This window comes from Cyanobium sp. Aljojuca 7D2, from assembly GCF_024346415.1.
Lineage (GTDB): Bacteria > Cyanobacteriota > Cyanobacteriia > PCC-6307 > Cyanobiaceae > Cyanobium_A.
The window spans coordinates 211,848-231,522 of record NZ_JAGQCX010000001.1; the positions used below are offsets into that span (position 1 = coordinate 211,848).

19 protein-coding genes are annotated in these 19,675 nt (G+C 66.2%); 13 read left to right on the top strand and 6 right to left on the bottom strand.

Going from position 1 to position 19,675, the window contains the following annotated elements; all coding sequences use genetic code 11:
- Nucleotides 1-13: 13 nt before the first annotated feature.
- Entirely contained in the window at nt 14-286 is a 273-nt protein-coding gene (locus tag KBY57_RS01225; protein WP_254994067.1) for a DUF4090 family protein, read from the top strand.
- A 3-nt stretch (nt 287-289) separates the two neighbouring features.
- Here KBY57_RS01225 and KBY57_RS01230 read toward each other — a convergent pair whose 3' ends face one another.
- The gene (locus KBY57_RS01230; RefSeq protein ID WP_254994254.1) at nt 290-517 is read right to left on the bottom strand and encodes a hypothetical protein; all 228 of its coding nucleotides are present in this window, start codon (nt 515-517) and stop codon (nt 290-292) included.
- 199 nt (nt 518-716) lie between these two features.
- Here KBY57_RS01230 and KBY57_RS01235 point away from each other — a divergent pair, with 199 nt between their 5' ends.
- Entirely contained in the window at nt 717-1,100 is a 384-nt protein-coding gene (locus KBY57_RS01235; protein ID WP_254994068.1) for a DUF2237 family protein, read from the top strand.
- Between the two features lie 28 nt (nt 1,101-1,128).
- On the opposite strand, the gene KBY57_RS01240 is transcribed toward KBY57_RS01235, so the two are convergent.
- Entirely contained in the window at nt 1,129-1,896 is a 768-nt protein-coding gene (locus KBY57_RS01240; RefSeq protein ID WP_254994069.1) for an SDR family NAD(P)-dependent oxidoreductase, read from the bottom strand.
- 77 nt (nt 1,897-1,973) lie between these two features.
- On the opposite strand from KBY57_RS01240, the gene KBY57_RS01245 reads away from it, so the two are divergent.
- From KBY57_RS01245 to KBY57_RS01265, 5 genes are all read left to right on the top strand, one after another.
- Nucleotides 1,974-2,897: an NAD(P)H-dependent glycerol-3-phosphate dehydrogenase gene (locus KBY57_RS01245; protein WP_254994070.1), complete on the top strand. Its 924-nt coding sequence runs from the start codon at nt 1,974-1,976 to the stop codon at nt 2,895-2,897.
- Nucleotides 2,882-3,853, top strand: a complete 972-nt coding sequence (locus KBY57_RS01250; protein ID WP_254994071.1) for a PhzF family phenazine biosynthesis protein — start codon at nt 2,882-2,884, stop codon at nt 3,851-3,853. The genes KBY57_RS01245 and KBY57_RS01250 overlap by 16 nt, the downstream gene beginning before the upstream one ends.
- Nucleotides 3,853-4,797: a SpoIID/LytB domain-containing protein gene (locus KBY57_RS01255; protein WP_254994072.1), complete on the top strand. Its 945-nt coding sequence runs from the start codon at nt 3,853-3,855 to the stop codon at nt 4,795-4,797. Before KBY57_RS01250 ends, KBY57_RS01255 begins: the two co-directional genes overlap by 1 nt.
- The gene (locus tag KBY57_RS01260; RefSeq protein ID WP_254994073.1) at nt 4,787-5,644 is read left to right on the top strand and encodes an ATP adenylyltransferase; all 858 of its coding nucleotides are present in this window, start codon (nt 4,787-4,789) and stop codon (nt 5,642-5,644) included. The genes KBY57_RS01255 and KBY57_RS01260 overlap by 11 nt, the downstream gene beginning before the upstream one ends.
- Before the next feature lie 111 nt (nt 5,645-5,755).
- The gene (locus KBY57_RS01265) at nt 5,756-6,568 is read left to right on the top strand and encodes a sigma-70 family RNA polymerase sigma factor (RefSeq protein WP_254994074.1); all 813 of its coding nucleotides are present in this window, start codon (nt 5,756-5,758) and stop codon (nt 6,566-6,568) included.
- Here KBY57_RS01265 and KBY57_RS01270 read toward each other — a convergent pair.
- A complete protein-coding gene (locus KBY57_RS01270; RefSeq protein WP_254994269.1) occupies nt 6,516-6,710 on the bottom strand; it encodes a sigma factor SigF in 195 nt (64 codons plus the stop codon). The two genes, KBY57_RS01265 and KBY57_RS01270, sit on opposite strands and share 53 nt — an antisense overlap.
- A 215-nt stretch (nt 6,711-6,925) precedes the next feature.
- Between KBY57_RS01270 and KBY57_RS01275 the strand changes: the two genes are divergently transcribed.
- Both KBY57_RS01275 and KBY57_RS01280 read left to right on the top strand, forming a co-directional pair.
- The gene (locus KBY57_RS01275) at nt 6,926-8,542 is read left to right on the top strand and encodes a DUF3370 family protein (protein WP_254994075.1); all 1,617 of its coding nucleotides are present in this window, start codon (nt 6,926-6,928) and stop codon (nt 8,540-8,542) included.
- Nucleotides 8,543-8,544: 2 nt separating this feature from the next.
- A complete protein-coding gene (locus KBY57_RS01280; protein ID WP_254994076.1) occupies nt 8,545-9,582 on the top strand; it encodes a J domain-containing protein in 1,038 nt (345 codons plus the stop codon).
- A gap of 1,033 nt (nt 9,583-10,615) precedes the next feature.
- Here the strand turns inward: KBY57_RS01280 and KBY57_RS01285 are convergent.
- Nucleotides 10,616-11,110, bottom strand: coding sequence for an allophycocyanin subunit alpha-B (locus KBY57_RS01285; protein WP_254994077.1), 495 nt, complete (start codon nt 11,108-11,110; stop codon nt 10,616-10,618).
- Nucleotides 11,111-11,224: 114 nt separating this feature from the next.
- On the opposite strand from KBY57_RS01285, the gene rlmD reads away from it, so the two are divergent.
- Entirely contained in the window at nt 11,225-12,670 is a 1,446-nt protein-coding gene (rlmD, locus tag KBY57_RS01290) for a 23S rRNA (uracil(1939)-C(5))-methyltransferase RlmD (RefSeq protein ID WP_254994078.1), read from the top strand.
- Here the strand turns inward: rlmD and pheT are convergent.
- On the bottom strand, nt 12,655-15,108 hold the full coding sequence (gene pheT, locus KBY57_RS01295) for a phenylalanine--tRNA ligase subunit beta (protein ID WP_254994079.1): 2,454 nt from the start codon (nt 15,106-15,108) through the stop codon (nt 12,655-12,657). The two genes, rlmD and pheT, sit on opposite strands and share 16 nt — an antisense overlap.
- 111 nt (nt 15,109-15,219) lie before the next feature.
- Here pheT and rpmG point away from each other — a divergent pair, with 111 nt between their 5' ends.
- From rpmG to KBY57_RS01310, 3 genes are all read left to right on the top strand, one after another.
- Nucleotides 15,220-15,414 (top strand): 50S ribosomal protein L33, encoded by a 195-nt coding sequence (gene rpmG / locus KBY57_RS01300; RefSeq protein ID WP_094559626.1) that lies wholly within the window; start codon nt 15,220-15,222, stop codon nt 15,412-15,414.
- Nucleotides 15,415-15,554: 140 nt separating this feature from the next.
- A complete protein-coding gene (gene rpsR / locus KBY57_RS01305; protein ID WP_006041316.1) occupies nt 15,555-15,776 on the top strand; it encodes a 30S ribosomal protein S18 in 222 nt (73 codons plus the stop codon).
- Between the two features lie 43 nt (nt 15,777-15,819).
- Nucleotides 15,820-17,820: a ribonuclease catalytic domain-containing protein gene (locus KBY57_RS01310; RefSeq protein ID WP_315859763.1), complete on the top strand. Its 2,001-nt coding sequence runs from the start codon at nt 15,820-15,822 to the stop codon at nt 17,818-17,820.
- Here the strand turns inward: KBY57_RS01310 and KBY57_RS01315 are convergent.
- A complete protein-coding gene (locus KBY57_RS01315; RefSeq protein ID WP_254994080.1) occupies nt 17,817-19,646 on the bottom strand; it encodes an FAD-dependent oxidoreductase in 1,830 nt (609 codons plus the stop codon). The genes KBY57_RS01310 and KBY57_RS01315 overlap by 4 nt on opposite strands.
- Nucleotides 19,647-19,675: the final 29 nt, after the last annotated feature.

The window sequence follows — 19,675 nt, forward strand, 5'->3', positions numbered from 1 at the left end:
GTGAAGCACGGCCATGGCCATTGCCGGACCCGGCGGCGTTGATGCTGCCATCGCCTCGGGGATCGACCTCGACGGCACTCCGATCCCCGCCGAGATGGTTGCCCTCTACACGGAGGTCATGGACCTGGAGAGCCAGCGGGCCCGCAGTGGCGTCAAGAAATCGATGCGCAACCGGATCGTGAAAACGGGCTCCAAGCACTTTGATCAGGGCACCCTCGATGCGCGGTTGCAGGCTGCGGGATGGGAAGGACTCAAGCCGAAGGAAATTGCCTTCTTCTACTCCTGAGTTCTAGCTGCACATGTCCTCAAGGGTATCGATCACCTCCTGCTGAAACTCCTCCAGCTTCGAGGAGTCGCTGAGATCGATGCCCTCGCCGGCGGCGTTCTGGGTGAGTTCCTGAAAATGGAAAGCCCCTTCGCCGTGGGCGAGGAATTCCATGGCGGAGGGTTCACCGCTTTCTTTGTAGGCGTCGCAGAGGGCCAGAAAGGCCGCATCTTCGGTGAATTCCCAGCTCATGAAGGGGGCCGCGCTGAAAAACAGGGTGAACGCGCTCACCGACCTTTAACGCCTACCCCCCGGAATCCGTCAACCACCCTGCCCAACTTTGTGCCGGTGTGTTGCCTTGGAACCTTTGGGCCTCGACCCGCCTCGAAGGCCCTGCATCGGCCCGAACCATTGGCCAGACTTGAGACACCGCCCCAGAGAACGTCATCCCGTGAGCGAGTTCAGCACCGAACCCAGCCCCGACCTCAACGTGTTGGGCGAACCCCTCGTGGTGTGCGGCTGTCAGCCGATGACCGGGTGGTTTCGGGATGGTCATTGCCGCACCAATGCGGCCGACCTGGGTCGCCACAGCGTCTGCTGCGTGGTGACAGAAGCCTTCCTGCGCTACAGCCAGGCCCAGGGCAACGATCTCAGCACCCCCGCCCTGGCCTATGGCTTCCCCGGCCTCAAGCCCGGCGACCATTGGTGCGTCTGCGCCCCGCGTTGGCTGGAGGCCTATGAAGACGGCATGGCCCCACCGGTGCGGCTGGAGGCCACGGAGAACACGGCCCTGGAGGTGATTCCGCTGGAGCTGCTGCAAGCCAACGCAGCCTGAGGCTGGCGCTCTGGCCCGCCACCACCACCTACCAGGGAATGGGCTGACCGTCCCACGCCCAGAACTGGCCGCTCTGCTCCGGTGTGAGCCCCTCCAGCACGTCCAGCAGCTGTCTGGCCGCCCGTGCGGGGCTGAACAGCTTCTCTGGCGCCACACCCGCCTGGAAGGGGCTGGAGAGGGCCGTGGCGGTGGTGCCCGGATGCAGCAGGCTCACGCAAGCCTGGGGCTTTCTGCGCCGCCACTCCAACGCCAAGGTGCGCAGCAACTGATTCTGGGCGGCCTTGGCGGCCCGATAGGCGTACCACCCGCCCAGATGGTTGTCGCCGATGCTGCCCACGCGGGCTGAAAGGCTGGCGAAGTGAAACGGTGCCTGGGCCGGCAGCGCAGCATCCAGGGCCTGGGCCAGCAGCAGGGGCGCAAAGGCATTCACCGCAAAGCTCTGCTCCAGGGCAGCACGGCTCACCTGGCTGAGGCGTTTTTCAGGCTGCAAGCCAGACCCATGCAGCAATCCGGCGGTGTGGATCACCAGCCGCAGGGGGGGGAAGGCTTCGAGGTTGGGACCCAACTGGGCCAGGCTGGCGTCGTCGACCAGATCCAGAGGGAGGTGGGTCACGCCCTGCCAAGCGGCATCCCCCGTTCGTCGCCAGTCGCGGCGCGAGGCCCCCAGCAGCTGCAGCTGAGGTGCTCGCCGCGTGAGCTCCTGCAGCAGCGCCTGCCCGATGCCGCCACAGCCCACCACCAGGGCGCTGCCCTGCCAAGTGTCCAGGGGGTTGGGGCAAGGGGGAGCTGAAGACACGCAGACCCTGGACTGGCGACACGACCTCAGCCCTGGCGCATGATGGCAGCGCCAAAGAGCCAGCGGCACCGGAACCGATGGGGCTTCGCATTGCTGTGTTAGGCCGAGGGGCCTGGGGGCACACCCTGGCGGAGCGTTGGCAGCGCCAGGGCCACACGGTGTCGGGGTGGTCCCGGCGCGACGGTGGCAGCGCTGTGGATCTCTTGAGCCAGCAGGATCTGGTGGTGTCCGCAGTGGCCATGGCTGGCGTCCCGCCCCTGGCCCAGGAGCTTGGCCCCCATTGGCCCGCAGGCCTGCCGCTGCTGAGCTGCAGCAAGGGGCTGGACCTCACCCAGCTGACCACGGCCACCCAGCTCTGGGCCGCCCAGTTGCCCAGCACACCACTGGCGGCGTTGAGCGGCCCCAACCTCGCCACGGAGGTGCAGCAGGGGCTGCCAGCGGCGAGTGTGGTGGCCAGTGCTGATGCGGAGCTGGCCCAGCTGCTGCAGCAACAGCTGAGCGATCGGGCCCTGCGCCTGTACACCAACAGCGATCCGATTGGCACCGAAGCGGCCGGTGCTCTCAAAAACGTGATGGCTGTGGCGGCCGGCATCTCCGACGGCCTGGCCCTGGGCGCCAATGCCAAGGCTTCTCTACTCTGCCGCGGTCTGGCCGAAATCGGCGTGGTGTTGGAGGGGCTTGGTGGGGTCACCAGCACTCTCTACGGACTCGCTGGGTTGGGCGATCTGCTGGCAACCGCGACCAGTCGCCTCAGCCGCAACTACCGCTGCGGCCTGTTGCTGGCGGAGGGATGCAGCGAGGAGCAGGCCTACGGCCAGATCGCCGCCACCGTGGAGGGGCCCCGTACCGCCCGGGCGGCCCTCCAGCTGGCTGCTCGCCAGGGCTGGCACCTGCCGATCTGTGAGCAGGTGGTGCAGGTGCTCGATGGCGCCGCCACCCCGGCGGATGCGGTGCGCGCCCTGATGGAGCGCGATCTGCGGCCGGAATGGGCAAAGCCATGACCAGCAGCCCGTCACGGGTTGAGCCGAAGCTGGTTCGTGGCCTGGTGCAGCGGCCAGCCGTGCTGGTGGAAGCCTTTGCTGATGGGCCCTGCTGCGGCAATGGTGCCGCCGTGGTGCTCCTGGACGAGCCCATGGGTGACACGGCCCTGCAGGGCATTGCCCGCAGCCTCAACCAATCGGAAACGGCCTTTCTGCTGCGCCAGCAGGACCGCTGGTGCCTGCGTTGGTTTACCCCCAGTTGCGAGGTGCCCCTCTGCGGCCACGCCACCCTGGCAGCCCTCCTGGCCCTGGGCCATTGGCAGCTGCTGGGCCCCAACGAGGAGGTTGAGCTGCTGACCCGCAGCGGCCCCCTGGCGGTGGCGCTCGACCCCAGTGGTGCCTCGGGACGCCTGGTGCTCCCCAGCTCCGGCTTGTTGCCGGCCGAACCATCCCCTCACCTGATCCGCCTCGTACAGGCCCATCTGGGTGTCACCCCGCTGGCCTACTGGACCTCGAGCCTTGGCTATCGCGTGGCGTTGCTGCCGTCGGCGGCGCCCTTGCAGGCCATGGCGGGCCTTGCCGGTGAGCTCCAGGGGCCAGATCGGGCCGGCCTGGTGCTGATGCAGGCCTGTGCCGACGATCCGGCCGAGCAGCCCCCCACCGTGTTGGGGCAACCAGCCGATTACCAACTGCGGTTTTTCGCGCCAGGACTGGGCATCGACGAAGATCCCGTGACCGGTTCGGCCCATGCCCTGGTGGCGCCCTTCTGGTTGGAGCGGCTGGGCCGCAGCTCCGTGGTGGGTTGGCAATGCTCTCCGCGTCCCGGCGGCATGGTGTGCGAGGTGGTGTGCGGATCGGCGTCCTCAGGCATGATCCGCCTAAGCGGTACGGGCCATCTCCTGTGGAACGGCACATTGCGGGTGCACGCCGATGGCTCCGGAGCCGAGGCCTGGTCCTCCCTGTGCGCCCTCGCCTGATGCTGGCTGGCCCCATGGCGGTGGCGGCGGTGGCGATTGGTTTTGCGGCCCAGGGGCTGGTGCCCAGGCCCTACGGCGCAGCCCAGGGCGAGCTGCTGGATGCCCTGATCGACACACCACCACCGGCCCCCGACACAACCACCGCGGCGGAGCAGCTGCGGCGCCTGGAGGCCCGTCGTGCACCCGCGCAGCGCAGCGCAGCCAGTGTGGGGCTGGTGGAGCCCGAAGCGGGGCCGGGCGTGGATCTGGAAATTCGCGTCGCCCTGCTCAGCGCTGGTGCAGCACCGGATCTGACGGCCACTGGCTCCTGGCAGTTGTTGAGCCGTGATGGCCAGCTGCTGCAGCAAGGAGACACTGGAGGCCGGGTTGATCTGGCCAAGTTGTGGCAGCAAGGCCCGGAGGCTTTGCTGCAAACCCAAGGTGGGTCGCTGCTGGTCAATGGACACCCCTACGGCGGCCGGCTGCGGCTGATCCGTGATACCGAGGGCCTGCGGCTGGTGAACCACCTGGCTCTGGAGATCTACATCGCCTCCGTGGTGGGGGCTGAGATGCCCAGCAGCTGGTTGATGGAGGCCCTCAGAGCCCAGGCCGTGGCCGCCCGCTCCTATGCCCTGGCCCATATGGCTCGCCCAGCCAACCGCCATTGGCACCTGGGTGATACGACCCGCTGGCAGGCCTACAAGGGCCTCTCCAGCAGCAACAACCGCACCCGCCAGGCCGCCGCCAGCACCGCCGGTCTGATCCTCAGCTACCAGGGGGCCATCGTCGAAAGCCTCTATGCCGCCAACCGCCAGATCAGCCTGGAGGCCCACGGCCATCTCGGCGCCAGCATGAGCCAGCACGGGGCCCAGGATCTGGCTCAACAGGGCTACCGCTACAACCAGATTCTCGGCCGCTACTACCAGGGTGCATCCCTGGCCCGTCTCAAGGCCGGTGCGGGCTGAGCGCACCTGGCAGCGCGCCCTGGAGCGTTGCGGGGAGGCCCAGCGCTGTGGAGCCCTGGTGCCCCTGGCCACAGAGGTGGTGCAGGCCCCCGAGCTGGGACCCTTCGTGCTGCGCCGTCTGCTCAGCCGTACCCCCAAACACCTACGGGGTGGGGGACCCAAACCGAACCCCTTCCTCCCCTGGGAACCAGCCCTGGAGGTGGACCGTCTGGGATCCAGCCATGTGGTGCTGCTCAACAAATACCCCGTGCAACCGGGCCACCTGTTGCTGATTACCCAAGCTTGGCAGCCCCAGTCCGGCTGGCTGACAGCCGTCGACTGGCAGGCCGTGGCAGCGCTTGACGCGGATACGGGGGGGTTGTGGTTCTTCAACAGCTGCGCCGCCGCGGGTGCCAGCCAGCCCCATCGCCATCTTCAGGTGTTGCCACGCCATGCCGGAGAACCCAGTTGCCCGCTGGCCGCGCTGTTTGCGGCCGAACTGGAGCCCCCAGGGGAGTTGGTGCCTGGCGCCGCGCCGATGCCCTGGGCCTATCGGCTGAGCCGGCGACTCGATCCCCTAGGCAACAGCGATCTGGAGGGCCTGTACCGGGAGCATGCGGCGCAGCTGGGCCTGGGTAGCCCCCAGCACGACCCCCAGCCCCTCCATCCCTACAACCTGCTCTTCGACGATCACTGGTTGCTAACGGTGCGGCGCCGCCAGGAGCACTGTGCGGGCTTCAGCCTCAACGCCCTGGCCTTTGCGGGCTATTTGCTGTGCACCGAGCGCTCGGATCTCACGTGGCTGGCACGGGAAGGGCCCTGGGCCTTGCTGCAGGCGGTGGCCAGTGCGCCGCTGCCGATCCGTTGAACGCTGATCCGTTGAGCGCCGTTCCGTAATTTCTCGGTTGCCAAAGCCGTTGCGGCTGGGGCTGGTTGGAAAGGAAGGGGTTGCGGCCCCTTGCCGAACGACCACTGACCCATGACCGACCGCTCCAAGTTCCCAATCCGCCCCACCGGCAACCTGTCACGTCGGGCCCTGCAACAGCGCAACCAGCGGGTGAACCACTACCGCGAACTGGTCACGCCCATCGCTGTCCACTACGGACGCCGTTGCCCAGAACCCCTCGACGATCTAGTTCAGGTGGGCCTGCTCGGCCTGCTTCGGGCGGCGGAGCTCTACCAGCCCCAGACCACCACCCCCTTTGAAGCCTTTGCCAGGCCGCACATCCGGGGCGCGATCCTCCACTACCTGCGGGATTCAGCCCTGGCGGTGCGCCTGCCGCGCCGTCAGATGGAGCTGCACGACAAGCTGCGGCACCTCAAAGCCAGCTGGTGTGCCCAGCATGGCCAGGAGCCCAGTGCCAACGATCTGCGCACGGCTCTCGAGCTCAGCCCAACCCAGTGGCACGATCTGCTGCGGGGTCAGGCGATGGGACGCCCCATGGCCTTTGAGCCCGGAGGGGATGAACCTTTGAGCCTTTGCCGACTCGGCAGCGGCTGCGCTGATGATGAATCCCGCCTGGACCATGAGCCAGAGGAGCAGCGGGAGCACCTGCAGCAGCAACTTCTGAGCCTGGAGCCTGGCGTGCGGCAGGTGATTCAGAAGGTGGTGCTGTCGGGTTGGACCTATCGGCGCACGGCGGCCTGGTTGCAGGTGAGTCCGATGACCGTTCAGCGTCGGCTGAAGCGGGGCTTGGCATTGCTGCGGGCGGCGCTCACCCCGACCGCAGCAGTTGACATCAGCTCTCGGCGGAGGCCGCATCCCGCTGCATCTGTTGCTCCAGCGTGCTGATCGCCGCGTTGACGGCGGCCAGTTGGCGCTCCACACCATCACGCCAGAACTGCAGCATGCGCAGCTTGCGTTGCTGGTGACGCCTCCAGCTGTCGCGACCGCCTTCGTCGCCGATGCCGCAGCAGCCCAGGGGGGGAAGCATGAGAAAGTGGAAGAGTGCCCGAAGGTTCTAGCGAGCTGCGCCGGTCACCCGAGTGTCGTGTTTCCTCTCCAGCAATGGCCTTGAAACACGTCTGGGCAAGGCTCTGTTTCCCGCTTGCGAGAGGCCTTCCGCGTCCATTGGGAAGGCATTCCATCGATTCCTCAGTTCAGTTGTTTCAGCGCTCCAGCGTGGGGGCAGTCGGTCACGGAGCTCTGATGCGTCCGTTCCCCTTGTTGATGGCGGCTGCCCTGGGAGCGCCCATGGTGCTGCTTCAGGTGCAGCCCGCCTCCGCCTATGTGGCGCTGATGGCTGGACAGCAGGCCCGCCCCCTGAATGGCACCTTCAACAAAGTGCCGGTGCTGCATTCCAACCAACCCGAGGAAGTGGAGGGCGCCGGCATCCTGATCAACACGGCACCGGGCTATGCCTATGCCGCCGAAACCGGCCAACCCCTGCGCAACGCTGAATACACCTTCAACGGGGAGTTCGGCGTGCACATGCACCACAAATACTTCCCCCCCAACCGTGGCCAGATTTCAGCCTCGGTGCGGCGTCCCGAACTCACCCTTGGTCTGATTCTGATCAACCCGGGGGCGCGTCCTGTGCACATCCGTTTTGAGAATGGAGCGGTGCGCAACAGCTTTGAAGCCCCCTACCTCCAGCAGTACAAGATGGGGGTGAGGCCGTTGGGGCCAAGGCCGTGGAACACAGGCCCGGGTGATGCCACAGCGATACAGGTTCTGCGGGGCCGTCTCGATTCCAAACTCAGCCAAGAGATCACCATTCCGGCACGCAGCCGCATCGTGCTGTTCCAGACCCAACTGCCTGCCTTGGGGATCGCCAATGCCCTGCTGAAGGGACGCAGTGATGGGCCCTTCCAAATGGCGGTGGTGGCAGCCAAAAACCCCCAAAGCGATTGGGATCTGCTGGCTGTACTCGACCGGGGCCGCTTAGCCCCAGGCCGCGTTTATCTCAACAGGATCGCTGATATCAATGGGCGGCGTGTGTTCTCCCGGGTGGGTGGTGTTGCCATTGGTGATGCCTATCTGGCCAACCTCAACCATGATCTGAGCCAGCAGGGGCCATTGCATGTGCCCCTCACCAGCACCCACCGCCACAACTTCGGCACCCGAGAGGTTCAGGTCAATCCCCTGGTGAGTCGCATGGTCGACTCCTCCTTGGACAACGTCGGCACCTACGGCGTCCGTTTTGACGTCGATCTCAACCTCAAGGGTTCCGGCCCCTACGAGCTGGTGCTGAGCCATCCCTCCAGCACCGGCAGCAGTAAGCCCTTCACCGCGTTTCGGGGATCCTTACAGGTGCGTACTGAGGATGGGTTGCAGGAAATGCACGCAGGCCTACGCTCCGGTCAGAGTGTGGCCCTCACCACCTTGAACCTGCGCCCTGGAGTTTCCAATCCGGTGCGTGTAAGCCTGGTTTATCCCGCGGACGCCACACCCGGCCATTTGCTCAGTGTGGTGCCTGCAAGCCAACTCGCCATGGTGCAAAACCAGGAGCGCCAGCTCGAGATAGCCCGCAGCAGCGCAGCCACCACCGCTCCGGCCCGGATTCCGATCCCCCCCGCTGTCCCCGATCCCACGGATGGTGATGCGGATCCAGCTCAGAGGATGGCCCCACTTGTCCTGCAGCCTCCCCTCCCGGCCCTTCCGCCGTTACGGTCCAATCCGCCACCACCACCACCCCCGGCAATCCTGTCACCGCGTTCCGGCGCTGGGGCCACGTCACCAGCTCTGAGTCCGTCGCTGGTGGATCGCTACCAGCAGGCGCTTGAGGCGCAACAACAGATGATGCGCGGCTTGATGGACCGTTAGGGATGGCTTCCCCGGGTGATCCCCAACGCCGTCGGTTCAGCCTGGAGCTACCGGTTGAGCTGCTGGGGAAAATTGACGGCCTCAAGGCGGAGTGGGGCCTGCGCAGCCGCGGTGACATTGTCGAGCGCCTGCTGCAAGAACTCTTCCCCAGCAATGAGGATGGGGAAAACGACTTAACGGCTGATCAGGCTTCTGCCACGGGCACGCTCGCCTCGGGCGATGCCGATCATGAGTCGACATTCAACGAGCAGGGTGCGTTGGTGCTCGTCAGCCGAGGTTCGGGGGGCGAGCTGTGCCTCGATCTGGAAGACATCGACTTCGCCGTTGGAGAGACGATGCGCGTCAGCGCTCCACCGCGTTCGGGCGGGATCGACCTGCCGGGGTTTGTGAGGCGTCAGTCGGATCAACTCAAGCGCAGTCTTCAGCCCCGCCAGCAGACGGTCGAAGCGTCCGTCGAACCCCTGCCGCATGTGGGTGGAGAGATGGTGGAGAGGGCCCTGGTGCGGGCCCGCAACCACTGGATCGAGCTCTACGGAAAGGATGCCAATGACGCCGTGCTGGAGGCGGCGATGGTCTGGTTGGCCCAAGACATCTGGGCCCAGAGTGATCAAAGTGACAACAGACCATTCACTTGGTCGTTGGCCTGCGAGGTGGTGGCCAACACGGCGCCCAGTTGGGGGCACGAGCCTGCCAGTTTTGAACGGGTGATGGTGATGGCCGGTCTGCTGGAAGATCCTTTCAGCACGTCCACCCTGGAGGTGCGACTGCCCACCCTGATCCGTCGCTTTGTGCATCGCTTCCGCAAGCGACGCAAAGGCACATCGTTCCAGACCCTTGAGCACACCATGACCCTGCACGGGGCGCTCAAGCTGTTGCAGTTACCCACCGCTCCAGGCCATCGACTCACCCTGGCTGAGATCCGTGAGGCCTATCGCGACCTGGCGATGAGCCATCATCCCGATTCCGGCGGCAGCGAAGAGACGATGCGCCGGCTGAATGAGGCCTATCAACTCCTCAAGGAGCTGTACCGCAATCATTAATGCGTCTCCTATGGCTCACTAGAGCCACATGCCAAGACTCTAGACGGGTCTTGCATGAGACGTCTGAGAGCATTAGCAGCGCCACTCGCGTCACCACTCGCTCCGCTGCGCCATGCTCATTGGCGCAGCCTTCCCGTCCACGACGCAGGCTTGGTCTTGCTACAAGACTCAAATAGGCCTACAGAGCTCCCTTCAGCTGCGCTGCTCAGCCTGCTCGCGCGGGTCTCGCCGCATTGATCACCCACCATTGAATTGGGCATCTCATCTGTGTTTTATTCTGAGTCTTAGAAACAGACTCAGATCGGATAGCCAAATTCGCGCTCGCCCCGGGGTCGTCGTGCTGCGTGGAGCTGGCTGATTCGATTGGCGAACAGATGCTGATCTCGAATACTGTCGCTTGAGACTTGAATATTTCAGTGATTCTGCCTGGGTTAACTAACCCTGTTAGCAGTCCTTCGCAGACAGCCAGCTGGTGTTTCGGGGTTCGCGGCTGCAGCCCCCAGGGCCTGTCCAGGATGGGGGCAGTACCCTGGCCAGTGGGTCCAGCCAGTGCTATGCCCCTGTACTGATGGGCTTTTTGGGTATCGAGTATCTGTGTCTAATGCAGGTACGCAAGTTGGTTGGCAACCAGAACGACAGGCGCGACGACCACGGCATCGCAGGCGCGACCAACAGTCACAGGCAGTGAAGACGAGACTTGATACAGGACTAGGCGCGAGACATAGTTGCAATAAATGAGACAGTTTTGAGGGTTGTCGGATCGTGGTTTGAAACTTTGAATCCGGCGAGGTGCGATTTGGCGGCTTAATGGGAAGCGTGATGGCGAGCCGACCACGCATCACAACACCACTCGTCCTCGCCGATCAGGCACGCATCAGTCGGCGCAGGAGTATATGCAGTGATGGGTGGATCGACGACAGCATTCGCTTCGACCACCGTCTCACCAATCCCATTCGGGATTCTCACCGGGTCCAATAAAAAGCCCCGGTTGAGACGGATGCTCAACCGGGGCAGAAGGGAAGCGGGGGTGGGTTCAGGTGCTGGTTTGCATGCCCTGGATCAGATAGTCAAAGTAAGGGCCGGCCATTGCTGCTTGCTCGGTGCTGAGCAGGCCAATCGCGGCGTCCTTCATGGTGCGCATCGCTTCAACCATGCCCGGCATCGGCACGCCGAGACTGTTGTACATCTCGCGGGCACCCACCAGACCGATCTGCTGAATCATCTCGGTGCTGCCAGCCAAAACGCCGTAGGTGACAAGGCGCAGATACCAGCTGTAATCCCGCAGGCACTGGGCCCGCTGCTTTTGGCCGTAGGCGTTGCCGCCAGGGGCCACATAGTCGGGGTTGCGCTGGAATAGCTGCTTGGCCGCTTCGTCAACGATCTTTTTTTCGTTGTCGGTGAGCACCCGCACAACAGCAAGGCGCTCGGCCCCGCCGCTGAGGAACTCCACCATGGAGCGCAGCTCGCCGCCGCTGGGATAGCGCAGCTGATCATCTGCCTGGAGGATCAGATCCCGAACGACGCTCATCGCAGCGGCCACACGCGAGCAACACTGTATCGACCCCGCAGCAGGAACTCCCTCCCTGGCTGCAACGTGTAACGCCCCTTTGCACGGCGTAGGGTGAAGGATTGGCGGGTGGGCGTGGCGTCGAGCAGCAGCATCAACAGCAACAGCAGCAACAGCACCCCCGACCCGGCCACCGGCAGCCGGGTCACGGTGTCGATCACCGGCCTGTCCCACGATGGTCAGGGGGTGGCCAGGCTGTCCGATCGGGTGCTGTTTGTCGCCGGCGCCCTGCCAGGCGAACAGGTGCAGGTGCGCTTGACCCACAAGGCACGCCGCCACTGGTTGGCAGAGCTGGAGCAGGTGCTGGTGTCGGCTCCGGATCGGCGCCGCCCGCCTTGCATCCTGGCCGAGCATTGCGGTGGCTGCAGCCTGCAACACCTTGAGGATGCTGGCCAGCAGCACTGGAAACACCAGAAGGTGGTGGATGCCATCCGTCGCATTGCCCACCTCGACCATCCTGTGGCCCCCCTGTTGGCGGCCCCCGAGGGCCTGGGGTACCGCAACCGGGCAATCATTCCGCTGGAGCGCTGTGAAGACGGCCGCCTGCGTGCGGGTTTCTACCGCCGTGGCACCCACCGGATCGTCAACATGAACCACTGTCCGGTGCTCGATCCGCGCCTGGATGCCTTGATCGCGCCGTTGAAAGCCGATCTGGAGTCCAGCGACTGGCCCGTCGATCGCGATTGCCAGGAGGGTGGTGGCCTGCGCCATCTGGCGTTGCGTCTGGGCAGCCACAGCGGCGAGCTGCTGATCACCCTGGTGAGCAGTCACGACGAGCTCGACGGCCTGGAGATCCTGGCGGCCCAGTGGATGCAGCGCTGGCCCGCGCTGGTGGGTGTTTGCCTCAACCTGCAACCACTCCCCACCAATACCCTGCTGGGCCCTGAGACCCGGGTGGTGGTGGGACGCGGCTGGGTGGAGGAGCGGTTCTGCGATCTCAGCCTGCGCATCTCAGCCGACACCTTTTTCCAGGTGCACACCCAGCAAGCGCAACGGGTGGTGCCGCTCGTGTTGGCAGCCCTCGACGGCCTACCGGCCGGCGTGATGGTGGATGCGTATTGCGGCATCGGCACTTACAGCCTGCCGGTGGCGGCGGCAGGGTGGCAGGTGCATGGCATCGAACTCGGCCCCGAGGCGGTGCATCAAGCCAAGACCAACGCCAAGGAGAACGGACTCGGAGAACGGGCGTCCTTTGAGGCGGGGGTGGTTTCCGCGTGCCTTGGAGAGCACCTCGCCCACTGCGACGTGCTGTTCCTCGACCCGCCCCGCAAAGGTCTCGAACCCGCCACCCTCCAGGCCATCGTGGCGAATCCTCCGGCCCATCTCCTCTATCTCAGCTGCGATCCCGCCACCCTCGCCCGGGACTTGGCCCAGTTGGTGGAGAGCTGCCACTACCAGCTGGCGAGTCTTCAGCCGATCGATTTCTTCCCCCAGACCAGCCACGTTGAAACGTTGGCCGTGTTGCACCGTGGGGCACCACCGCAGGGTGCAGCAGCCGGTGCGGATCAGGCCCTCAGTTGAGCCCCCAGCTGCTGTTCCAGGGCGGAGCGAATGGCGGTATGGGCCCGCTCCACGTCCTCGTCGGTCAGGGTGCGCTTGGGGTCGCGGTAGCGCAGGCGGAAGGCCTGGCTGCATTGGCCGGCGGCCAGCTGGTCGCCGGAATAGCGATCCACCAGCTCGGCCTGCTCCAGCAGGGGCTTGCCGGCCTTGCGAATCACCTGCAGCAGGTCGGCCGAGCGGATCTCAGCCGGCACCACCACGGCCAGATCGCGCTCTGAGGCGGGCACGGTGGCGTAGGGAGCAAAGGCGGGTTGCCTGCGGTTGCGACGCGTGGCGGCGGTGAGCAGGGCCGCCAGCTCCAGTTCAAACACGTAGGTGGCCTCCGGCAGGTCGAGCGCTTCGGCCTGCTCAGGATGCAGCTGACCAAACCAACCCTGGGGCCGGCCCTCCACCACCAGTTCGGCCGCCCGGCCCGGATGCAGCAAGGGGTGGCTCGTCAGAGGCCGATCCTCGATGGGAATCGCCGAGGCCACCAATGCCTGCTGCACCACGCCGCGGGCCTGGTGGTAGCTGGGCGCTTGAGGTTTGCCACTGCTGCTCCAGCGCTCACCGCGGCGCTCCCCGCAGATCACCCCCACCAGCAGCTGGCGATCGGGTTGGGCGGCCGCCGTGCTGAACACCTGGCCGATCTCGAAGGCCCAGAAGCCGGATTGGCCGCTTTGCAGATTGCGGCGCGCTGCCGCCAGCAGCTCTCCGTGCAAGTTGTCGCGCAGGTGGCCGTAGTCGGCCAGCAGGGGGTTGGCCAGGGGGATGCGCCCTGCAGCGGCGGCAACAAGGGAGAAGCTGCAGGCTTCCTGCAGCCCAGCCCCGCAAAGCTGACGGCGCAAGCGGCGCTCCACCTGTTGGGCTGGGTCCAAACCGCCGGGTTCGAGGGGATCGGGCAGATGGCAGGCGAATTGGTCGTAACCAACCAGGCGAGCCACTTCCTCAATCAGATCGACTTCCCGCTGCAGGTCCATCGAACGGGAGGGCGGCACGGTCACCAGCCAACCCTCGTCGTCGGCATCGGCCTCAAGGCTGCAGCCCAGGGCGGTGAGGGTTTGCAGGATGCGGTCATCGCTGAGGTCGCAGAGCGCGTCTCCTTCATGCACGGGCCCCAGCAGGTTGTGAAGAGCATCCCGCCTTAACTGCAGGGGCTTGGTGGCCAGCTGCGGGCTCTGATGCAGCCAGCGCCCGATCACCGTGGCGCCGCAGAGCTGCTGCAGCAGTGCCACGGCGCGGTTGGCCGCTGCCAGGGTGCTGTCCCGGGGCAAGCCCTTCTCAAAGCGACTGCTGGCCTCGGTGCGCAGTCCGACGCTGCGGGCTGAGCGGCGCACGGCCTGGGGTGCAAACACCGCGGCTTCCAGCCAGATGGCGCCGGTGCCCTCACCGACCGCTTCCTCGGCACCACCCATCACGCCGGCCAGGGCGATGGGCCGACCGCTGTAGGTCACCACAAGGGCCTCGGGGCTGAGCTGGTGCTCGCTGCCATCCAGGGCCGTGAACGGTTCCCCGTCGTGGGCTTGTCTGAGGCCCAGGGCGTTGGGCTGGGGGGCGGATGTGGCACTGATGGCCGCCAGCTGCTGGCTGTCAAAGGCATGCAGGGGCTGCCCTGTTTCCAACATCACCAGATTGGTGATGTCGACGACGTTGTTGATCGGGCGTACGCCGGCCTTTTCGAGGCGCTGTTGCAGCCAGCGGGGCGACGGAGCCACATGGAGGCCCTCCAGGGCCGTCACGCTGAACAATCCGCCGGCTTCTATCGCGGCTTTATCCGCTGCGGCCACGGGCAACGGCTGGCTGTCAAGGGCGGCGCCAGCCGGCTCAGGGGTGTGGGTCTGTCCGCCAACGAGGGCCGCCACCTCCCGGGCGATGCCCAGCATGGAGAGCCCGTCGGGGCGGTTGGCGGTGATGGCCAACTCCAGCACTTGGTCGTCGAGGCCGAGGCACGGGCCCACGGGGCTACCGACCGGTGGCACCTGCTCCAGCAGCTGATCGAGCTCGGCGATGCCATCGGCATCGCTGCTCAGGCCTAGTTCCGCCAGGGAGCAGATCATGCCGCTGCTGGCCACGCCACGCAGTTCGGCGGGCTTGATCGTCAGGTTGACGGCAGGCAGGGTGGACCCCACCAGGGCCACCGGCACGTGGATGCCAGCCCGCACGTTGGCGGCTCCGCAGACGATCTGCAGCGCTTCAGCGGCACCGACATCCACCTGGCAGACGCTGAGTTTGTCGGCGTTGGGATGGCCTTGCCGGTCGCGCACGTAGCCCACCACGACCCCCTGGGCCTGGGCCGCCAGGTCGTCGATGGCGTCCACCTCAAAGCCAGCCATCGAAAGCCGCTCGGCCAGCACCTCAACAGCGAGGGCCTGCTCAGGGCCGGTCACCAGCTCCTGCAACCATTGGAGCGAGACCCGCATCAGCCCTTCCCTTCAAGAAGGGGGATCCTAGAGATCAACAGGTAGCGGAACTGCCAGAAGGTATGGTGGCAACTTGTCCTTTCGCATCGCACCAGCGGCGCAACGTCCTTCATGGCTAAAAACAAGGGCGTCCGGATCGTGATCACTCTCGAGTGCACGGAATGCCGGTCCAACCCCGCCAAGCGGTCTCCAGGTGTGTCCCGCTACACCACCGAGAAGAACCGCCGCAACACCACCGAACGGCTCGAGCTGAAGAAGTTCTGCCCCCATTGCAACGCCTCGACGACGCACAAGGAAATCAAGTGATCTTCAACTGACCTGGCCCTCTAGCGCTCCGTTTACTCGGCTGCGCTTGCACCAGCGTCAACTTGAAACCGATTTCCTTCGTCTCCGTCGCGCCTCTGCACGGTTAGGTACCAGTTCGTTTTTTCTCTCCGTTCGATCCCATGTCCAGCTCCTTCTTTAAAAAGCGTCTGTCGCCGATCAAGCCCGGCGATCCGATCGATTACAAGGACGTCGATCTGCTCAAGAAATTCATCACCGAGCGCGGCAAGATCCTGCCCCGCCGTCTCACTGGCCTCACCGCCAAGCAGCAGCGGGATCTCACCAATGCGGTCAAGCGGGCTCGCATCGTGGCCCTGCTGCCCTTTGTGAATCCGGAAGGCTGAGGCGCGACCGCTGGCCGCAGCAACCTTCCAAACCGGCGATCTGGTGGGCCTCAGCGACGAGCGCGGCCCCCAGCTTGCTGTTGTTCTCAGCGTTCAATCCAACAAGGCTTCGCTGGCGATCGGTGCATCCGGTCGTCAACAGATTCAACCGCTGCGCCAGCTGCAACTGCTCGGTGCGTCCCCAGGCGATGGCGCGACGCCCCTGCGTTTGGAGCAACCGCCGTGGCACATCACGGAAGACGCGTTAACGGCAGCCGCGCCCTCCAGGCGTGATGTTGCTGCGGCCTGGTTGTTGATGCAGGTGGATGGGCAGCCGTTGGCCCTACCCGATTGGGTGGATCTGGTGTGCTCCCGCCGCGACGGCCTCACCGTGGCGGCCTGCTGGCGTTGGTGCCACGGACCGCAGACCCTGTTTCGCTTGCGCCAGGGCCAGGTGGAAGCCCGCGGCCTCAACGATTTGCGGCAGCTCCGCCGAGAGCGGCGTCATCAGCAACTGCAGGCCGAGGCGGAGCTGCGCTGGCACCAAGCCCTGCGCCTCCGCCAGCCCCTGGATCCCCAAGGTCTGGCCAGCGAGCACCAGCAGCAACTCGAGCTCCTGGAGCGCTGGGCCGGGGGCGACTGCACCAGCCCCTTGCCGACGCAGCTCAAACAGGCCCTCCACGCGGCCCAGTGCACGGCTGACACCGGCTCGATCCGCCATCTGCTGGTTGACCTGGGCCTGTGGCAGGCCCATCACCTGCCGTCGCTGCGCGCCACCACCTGGGAGCAAGGCTTTTCGGCGGAGCTGTTGGCGGAGGCTGATCGACTGCTGGAGATGGCCGATGCTGATCGCCCCGGCGACATCGACCGTGTGGATCTGATGGGCCAGCGCAGCGTCACCATCGACGATGCCGACACCCGCGACATCGACGACGGCCTGGCGTTGGAAACCACCCCAACCGGGCAGCAGCGCATCTGGATCCACGTGGCGGATCCCGGCCGCCTGATTGAAGCCCATTCGCCCTTGGATCAGGAGGCACGACGCCGGGGCAGCAGCCTCTACCTGGCCGGTGGCATCCTGCCGATGTTCCCCGAGCAGCTTGGAACCGGCCCGATGAGTCTGAGAGCTGGCTGCCGCAGTGCCGCCTGGAGCCTCTGGGTGGAGCTCGATGCCGAGGGTGCCATCGCCGCATCCGGCGTGCAGCGCAGCTGGGTGAAGCCCACCTACCGGCTCTCCTACGGAGATGCCGACGACCTGATCGACCTGGCGCCCCCCCAGGAGCGCGATCTAGCCGATTTGCACGGCTTGTTGCAGCGACGCCGCCAGTGGCGGGTGCGTCAAGGCGCCCTGCTGCTCGACCAACCGGAGGGGCGCATCCAGGCTGCTGGTGAGGAGCCATTGCTCGAGATCACTGAACCCAGCCCGGCTCGGCTGCTCGTGGCCGAGGCCATGATCCTGGCGGGTGCGGTGGTGGCCGAAATCGGCCGTGAGCACAACCTCGCCCTGCCCTACCGGAGCCAGTTGCCGGCTGCCTTGCCCCCGGAGGCGGAGCTGGCCGCCCTGCCAGCCGGACCCGTGCGTCATGCGGCCATCAAGCGCTGCCTGAGCCGCGGGCACACCGGCACCCAGCCGAGTGGCCACTTCAGCCTGGGGCTTCCCGCCTATGTGCAGGCCACCTCGCCGATCCGCCGCTACGCCGACCTGGTGGTGCAACGTCAACTGCTAGCCCTGCAGCAGCAACGCCAGCCCCTGGAGTCCGAGGCCCTTCAGGCCCTCCTGACCGACCTTGAGGGTCCGCTGCGGCAGGGGCAGCAGATCAGTCGGGAAGACCAGCGCCACTGGCAACAGGTGTGGTTCGATGCCCATCGCAGCGACCACTGGCCGGCCACCTTCCTGCGCTGGCTACGGCCCCAGGATCGCCTCGGCCTGGTGCATGTCGAGAGCCTGGCGATGGATCTGGCCGCCGACTGCCCGGCCGGGTCCGATCCGGGCGATCTGCTGCAGCTGCGGGTTCATACGGTGGATCCGCTGCGGGATCAGCTGCGCCTGCTGGCCAGCGGCTAATCCCCCGCCAGCCGCGAGGCCCGCAGCCATGGGCCCCAGGGATTGAGGCAACCCACCAACGTGGTGGTTGTGGGCCGCTCCAGATCCTGAAGCCAACGGTTCAGCCCTGGTTCCAGGGTGATCAATGGCCAAGCGGTGCTGCCTGTGCTGAATAGAAAGCCCCCCTGGCCGTCGGGTTGCACCGTGCCGCGCCAGGCTGCTTCACCAGACTCGGCTGCACCTGCCCTGGGATCGTTGGCTCGCGCCACACGGCGCTGCAGCTGTCCATCGCCCTGGAGCAGATCTGGAGACTCCAGCAACAGCAGCTGGCGATCGGCCCAGTCGCCCGCATGCCAGGGCGTATCCCAGAGCGGCAGCACCGCTGCCGGGGACAGCCGATCGTGGATGAGCCGCTCCTGCAGCTCGCGCACTGGCAGATCGCAGGGGGGAAGGCCCCGCTGCACCGCCAGGGCGGCCGCTGCGCCGGCCGCCTGACCGATGTTGAGGATCAGCGGCTGCAGGCGTGTGGCGCCATTGGCCATGTGGCTGACGCTGAAGCATTTGTCGGCCGCCAGCAGGTTGTCGAAATCGGCACTCAGCAGGGCCCGGTAGGGGACGGTGAAGGGGGTGCCGCTCCAGCGGCCACCCCAGCGGATGCTTTTGGTTGCCAGGGGCCAATCGGGGCCTGGGTAGTGGTGGTCGTTGGCGTAGTTGCCCACCGCCACGGCATCGAGTGCGCCGGTGCCATCCCAGGGCAAGGGGCCTTGGGATTCGCCGCCACCCAGCGGCAGCAGATGTTGTTCCAGCACCACCGTGTGCCCCACCAGGCGGCGGCCTTCGCGCCAGTAGGGCATCAGGGCCAGGGGTGAGGGCCCGCTCACGGCGCTGGCGCCAAGCCCCCCCGCTGTTGGAAAGCAGGCGGCTGGCTTGAGCCAGCCTTCGGAGGCCTGCTCCAGGGCATGGGCAAAGGCGAGGCTGTGGGCCTGCATCGCCGCTCCGATCGGCCCATCAGCGGCCTCGAGCTCCAGCAGCTCCAGGCCATGGCCATGCCAATCGTTGCCGTGGAGCGGCCAATTGAGCATCACCAGCCCGCCGGGCAGACGGCCGTAGCTGATGGTGCGCTCCAGGCCAAAGGCCTGGTCGGCCTGCTCGAACGGGGGCGGCAAGGTTGCGGGGCCAGCGGTCTGGAGCCCGGGCATGGTGCCGGCACCGGCCTCATCCGCCAGTTGCCCCATCACCACCCAGGTGGGGGATTGCAGCGGATGCTCCGCAAAAAAAGGGTCCTGATCGAGACGTGCCTGGAGCGGGGCACTGGGCTCCTGCCACAGCTCCTGCGCTTCCCAACCCTGTCGGTAGCTGGCATCGCAGATCGGCAGCAGGTCGCCGCGATCGCTGCCATCGATCACCACTTGCAGCTGAATGCGATGCGCCTCTCCTGCGATCTCCACATCGAGCGCCGTGAGACGCCGACCCTGGCGATGGGCACCGGTCACCCGTGCCCCCGCGGACCAGTGCAGCAGCGGCTCTGCCGAACACCACTCGCGCAGGAGGGTTTCGGCGGTGGCGGGGCGGTAGCCGAAACAGCTCACCCAATTGTGGTCGAGTCCTTCGGGCTCCCGCCGCTGCAGTTCGCGCAGAAAGGCTCCCCACAGCCCGGTTTGCCAGGGCGTGAGCTCATTGCCATCGGGAGCGCAGACGCCGGCTGCGCTCACCATGCCCCCCAGCCAGGGCCCAGGCGTGAGCAGCAACACGGTGGCACCGCCGCGGGCGGCCTGCAGGGCAGCGGCCACCCCACCGGTGCCGCCGCCCCACACCAGCACGTCAACCTGCGCGGGGGGGATCGCCATGGCTACCGGCACGGGGGATGGTGCAGCCC

What these genes read in the sequence shown, in the direction of transcription:
- KBY57_RS01255 (WP_254994072.1), top strand. Translation starts at nt 3,853, where the DNA reads ATGCTGGCTGGCCCCATGGCGGTGGCGGCGGTGGCGATTGGTTTTGCG.
- KBY57_RS01275 (WP_254994075.1), top strand. Translation starts at nt 6,926, where the DNA reads ATGCGTCCGTTCCCCTTGTTGATGGCGGCTGCCCTGGGAGCGCCCATG.
- KBY57_RS01280 (WP_254994076.1), top strand. Translation starts at nt 8,545, where the DNA reads ATGGCTTCCCCGGGTGATCCCCAACGCCGTCGGTTCAGCCTGGAGCTA.
- KBY57_RS01265 (WP_254994074.1), top strand. Translation starts at nt 5,756, where the DNA reads ATGACCGACCGCTCCAAGTTCCCAATCCGCCCCACCGGCAACCTGTCA.
- KBY57_RS01230 (WP_254994254.1), bottom strand. Translation starts at nt 517, where the DNA reads ATGAGCTGGGAATTCACCGAAGATGCGGCCTTTCTGGCCCTCTGCGAC.
- KBY57_RS01315 (WP_254994080.1), bottom strand. Translation starts at nt 19,646, where the DNA reads ATGGCGATCCCCCCCGCGCAGGTTGACGTGCTGGTGTGGGGCGGCGGC.
- KBY57_RS01250 (WP_254994071.1), top strand. Translation starts at nt 2,882, where the DNA reads ATGGGCAAAGCCATGACCAGCAGCCCGTCACGGGTTGAGCCGAAGCTG.
- KBY57_RS01285 (WP_254994077.1), bottom strand. Translation starts at nt 11,110, where the DNA reads ATGAGCGTCGTTCGGGATCTGATCCTCCAGGCAGATGATCAGCTGCGC.
- KBY57_RS01270 (WP_254994269.1), bottom strand. Translation starts at nt 6,710, where the DNA reads ATGCTTCCCCCCCTGGGCTGCTGCGGCATCGGCGACGAAGGCGGTCGC.
- rpsR (WP_006041316.1), top strand. Translation starts at nt 15,555, where the DNA reads ATGTCCAGCTCCTTCTTTAAAAAGCGTCTGTCGCCGATCAAGCCCGGC.
- KBY57_RS01245 (WP_254994070.1), top strand. Translation starts at nt 1,974, where the DNA reads ATGGGGCTTCGCATTGCTGTGTTAGGCCGAGGGGCCTGGGGGCACACC.
- pheT (WP_254994079.1), bottom strand. Translation starts at nt 15,108, where the DNA reads ATGCGGGTCTCGCTCCAATGGTTGCAGGAGCTGGTGACCGGCCCTGAG.
- KBY57_RS01225 (WP_254994067.1), top strand. Translation starts at nt 14, where the DNA reads ATGGCCATTGCCGGACCCGGCGGCGTTGATGCTGCCATCGCCTCGGGG.
- rpmG (WP_094559626.1), top strand. Translation starts at nt 15,220, where the DNA reads ATGGCTAAAAACAAGGGCGTCCGGATCGTGATCACTCTCGAGTGCACG.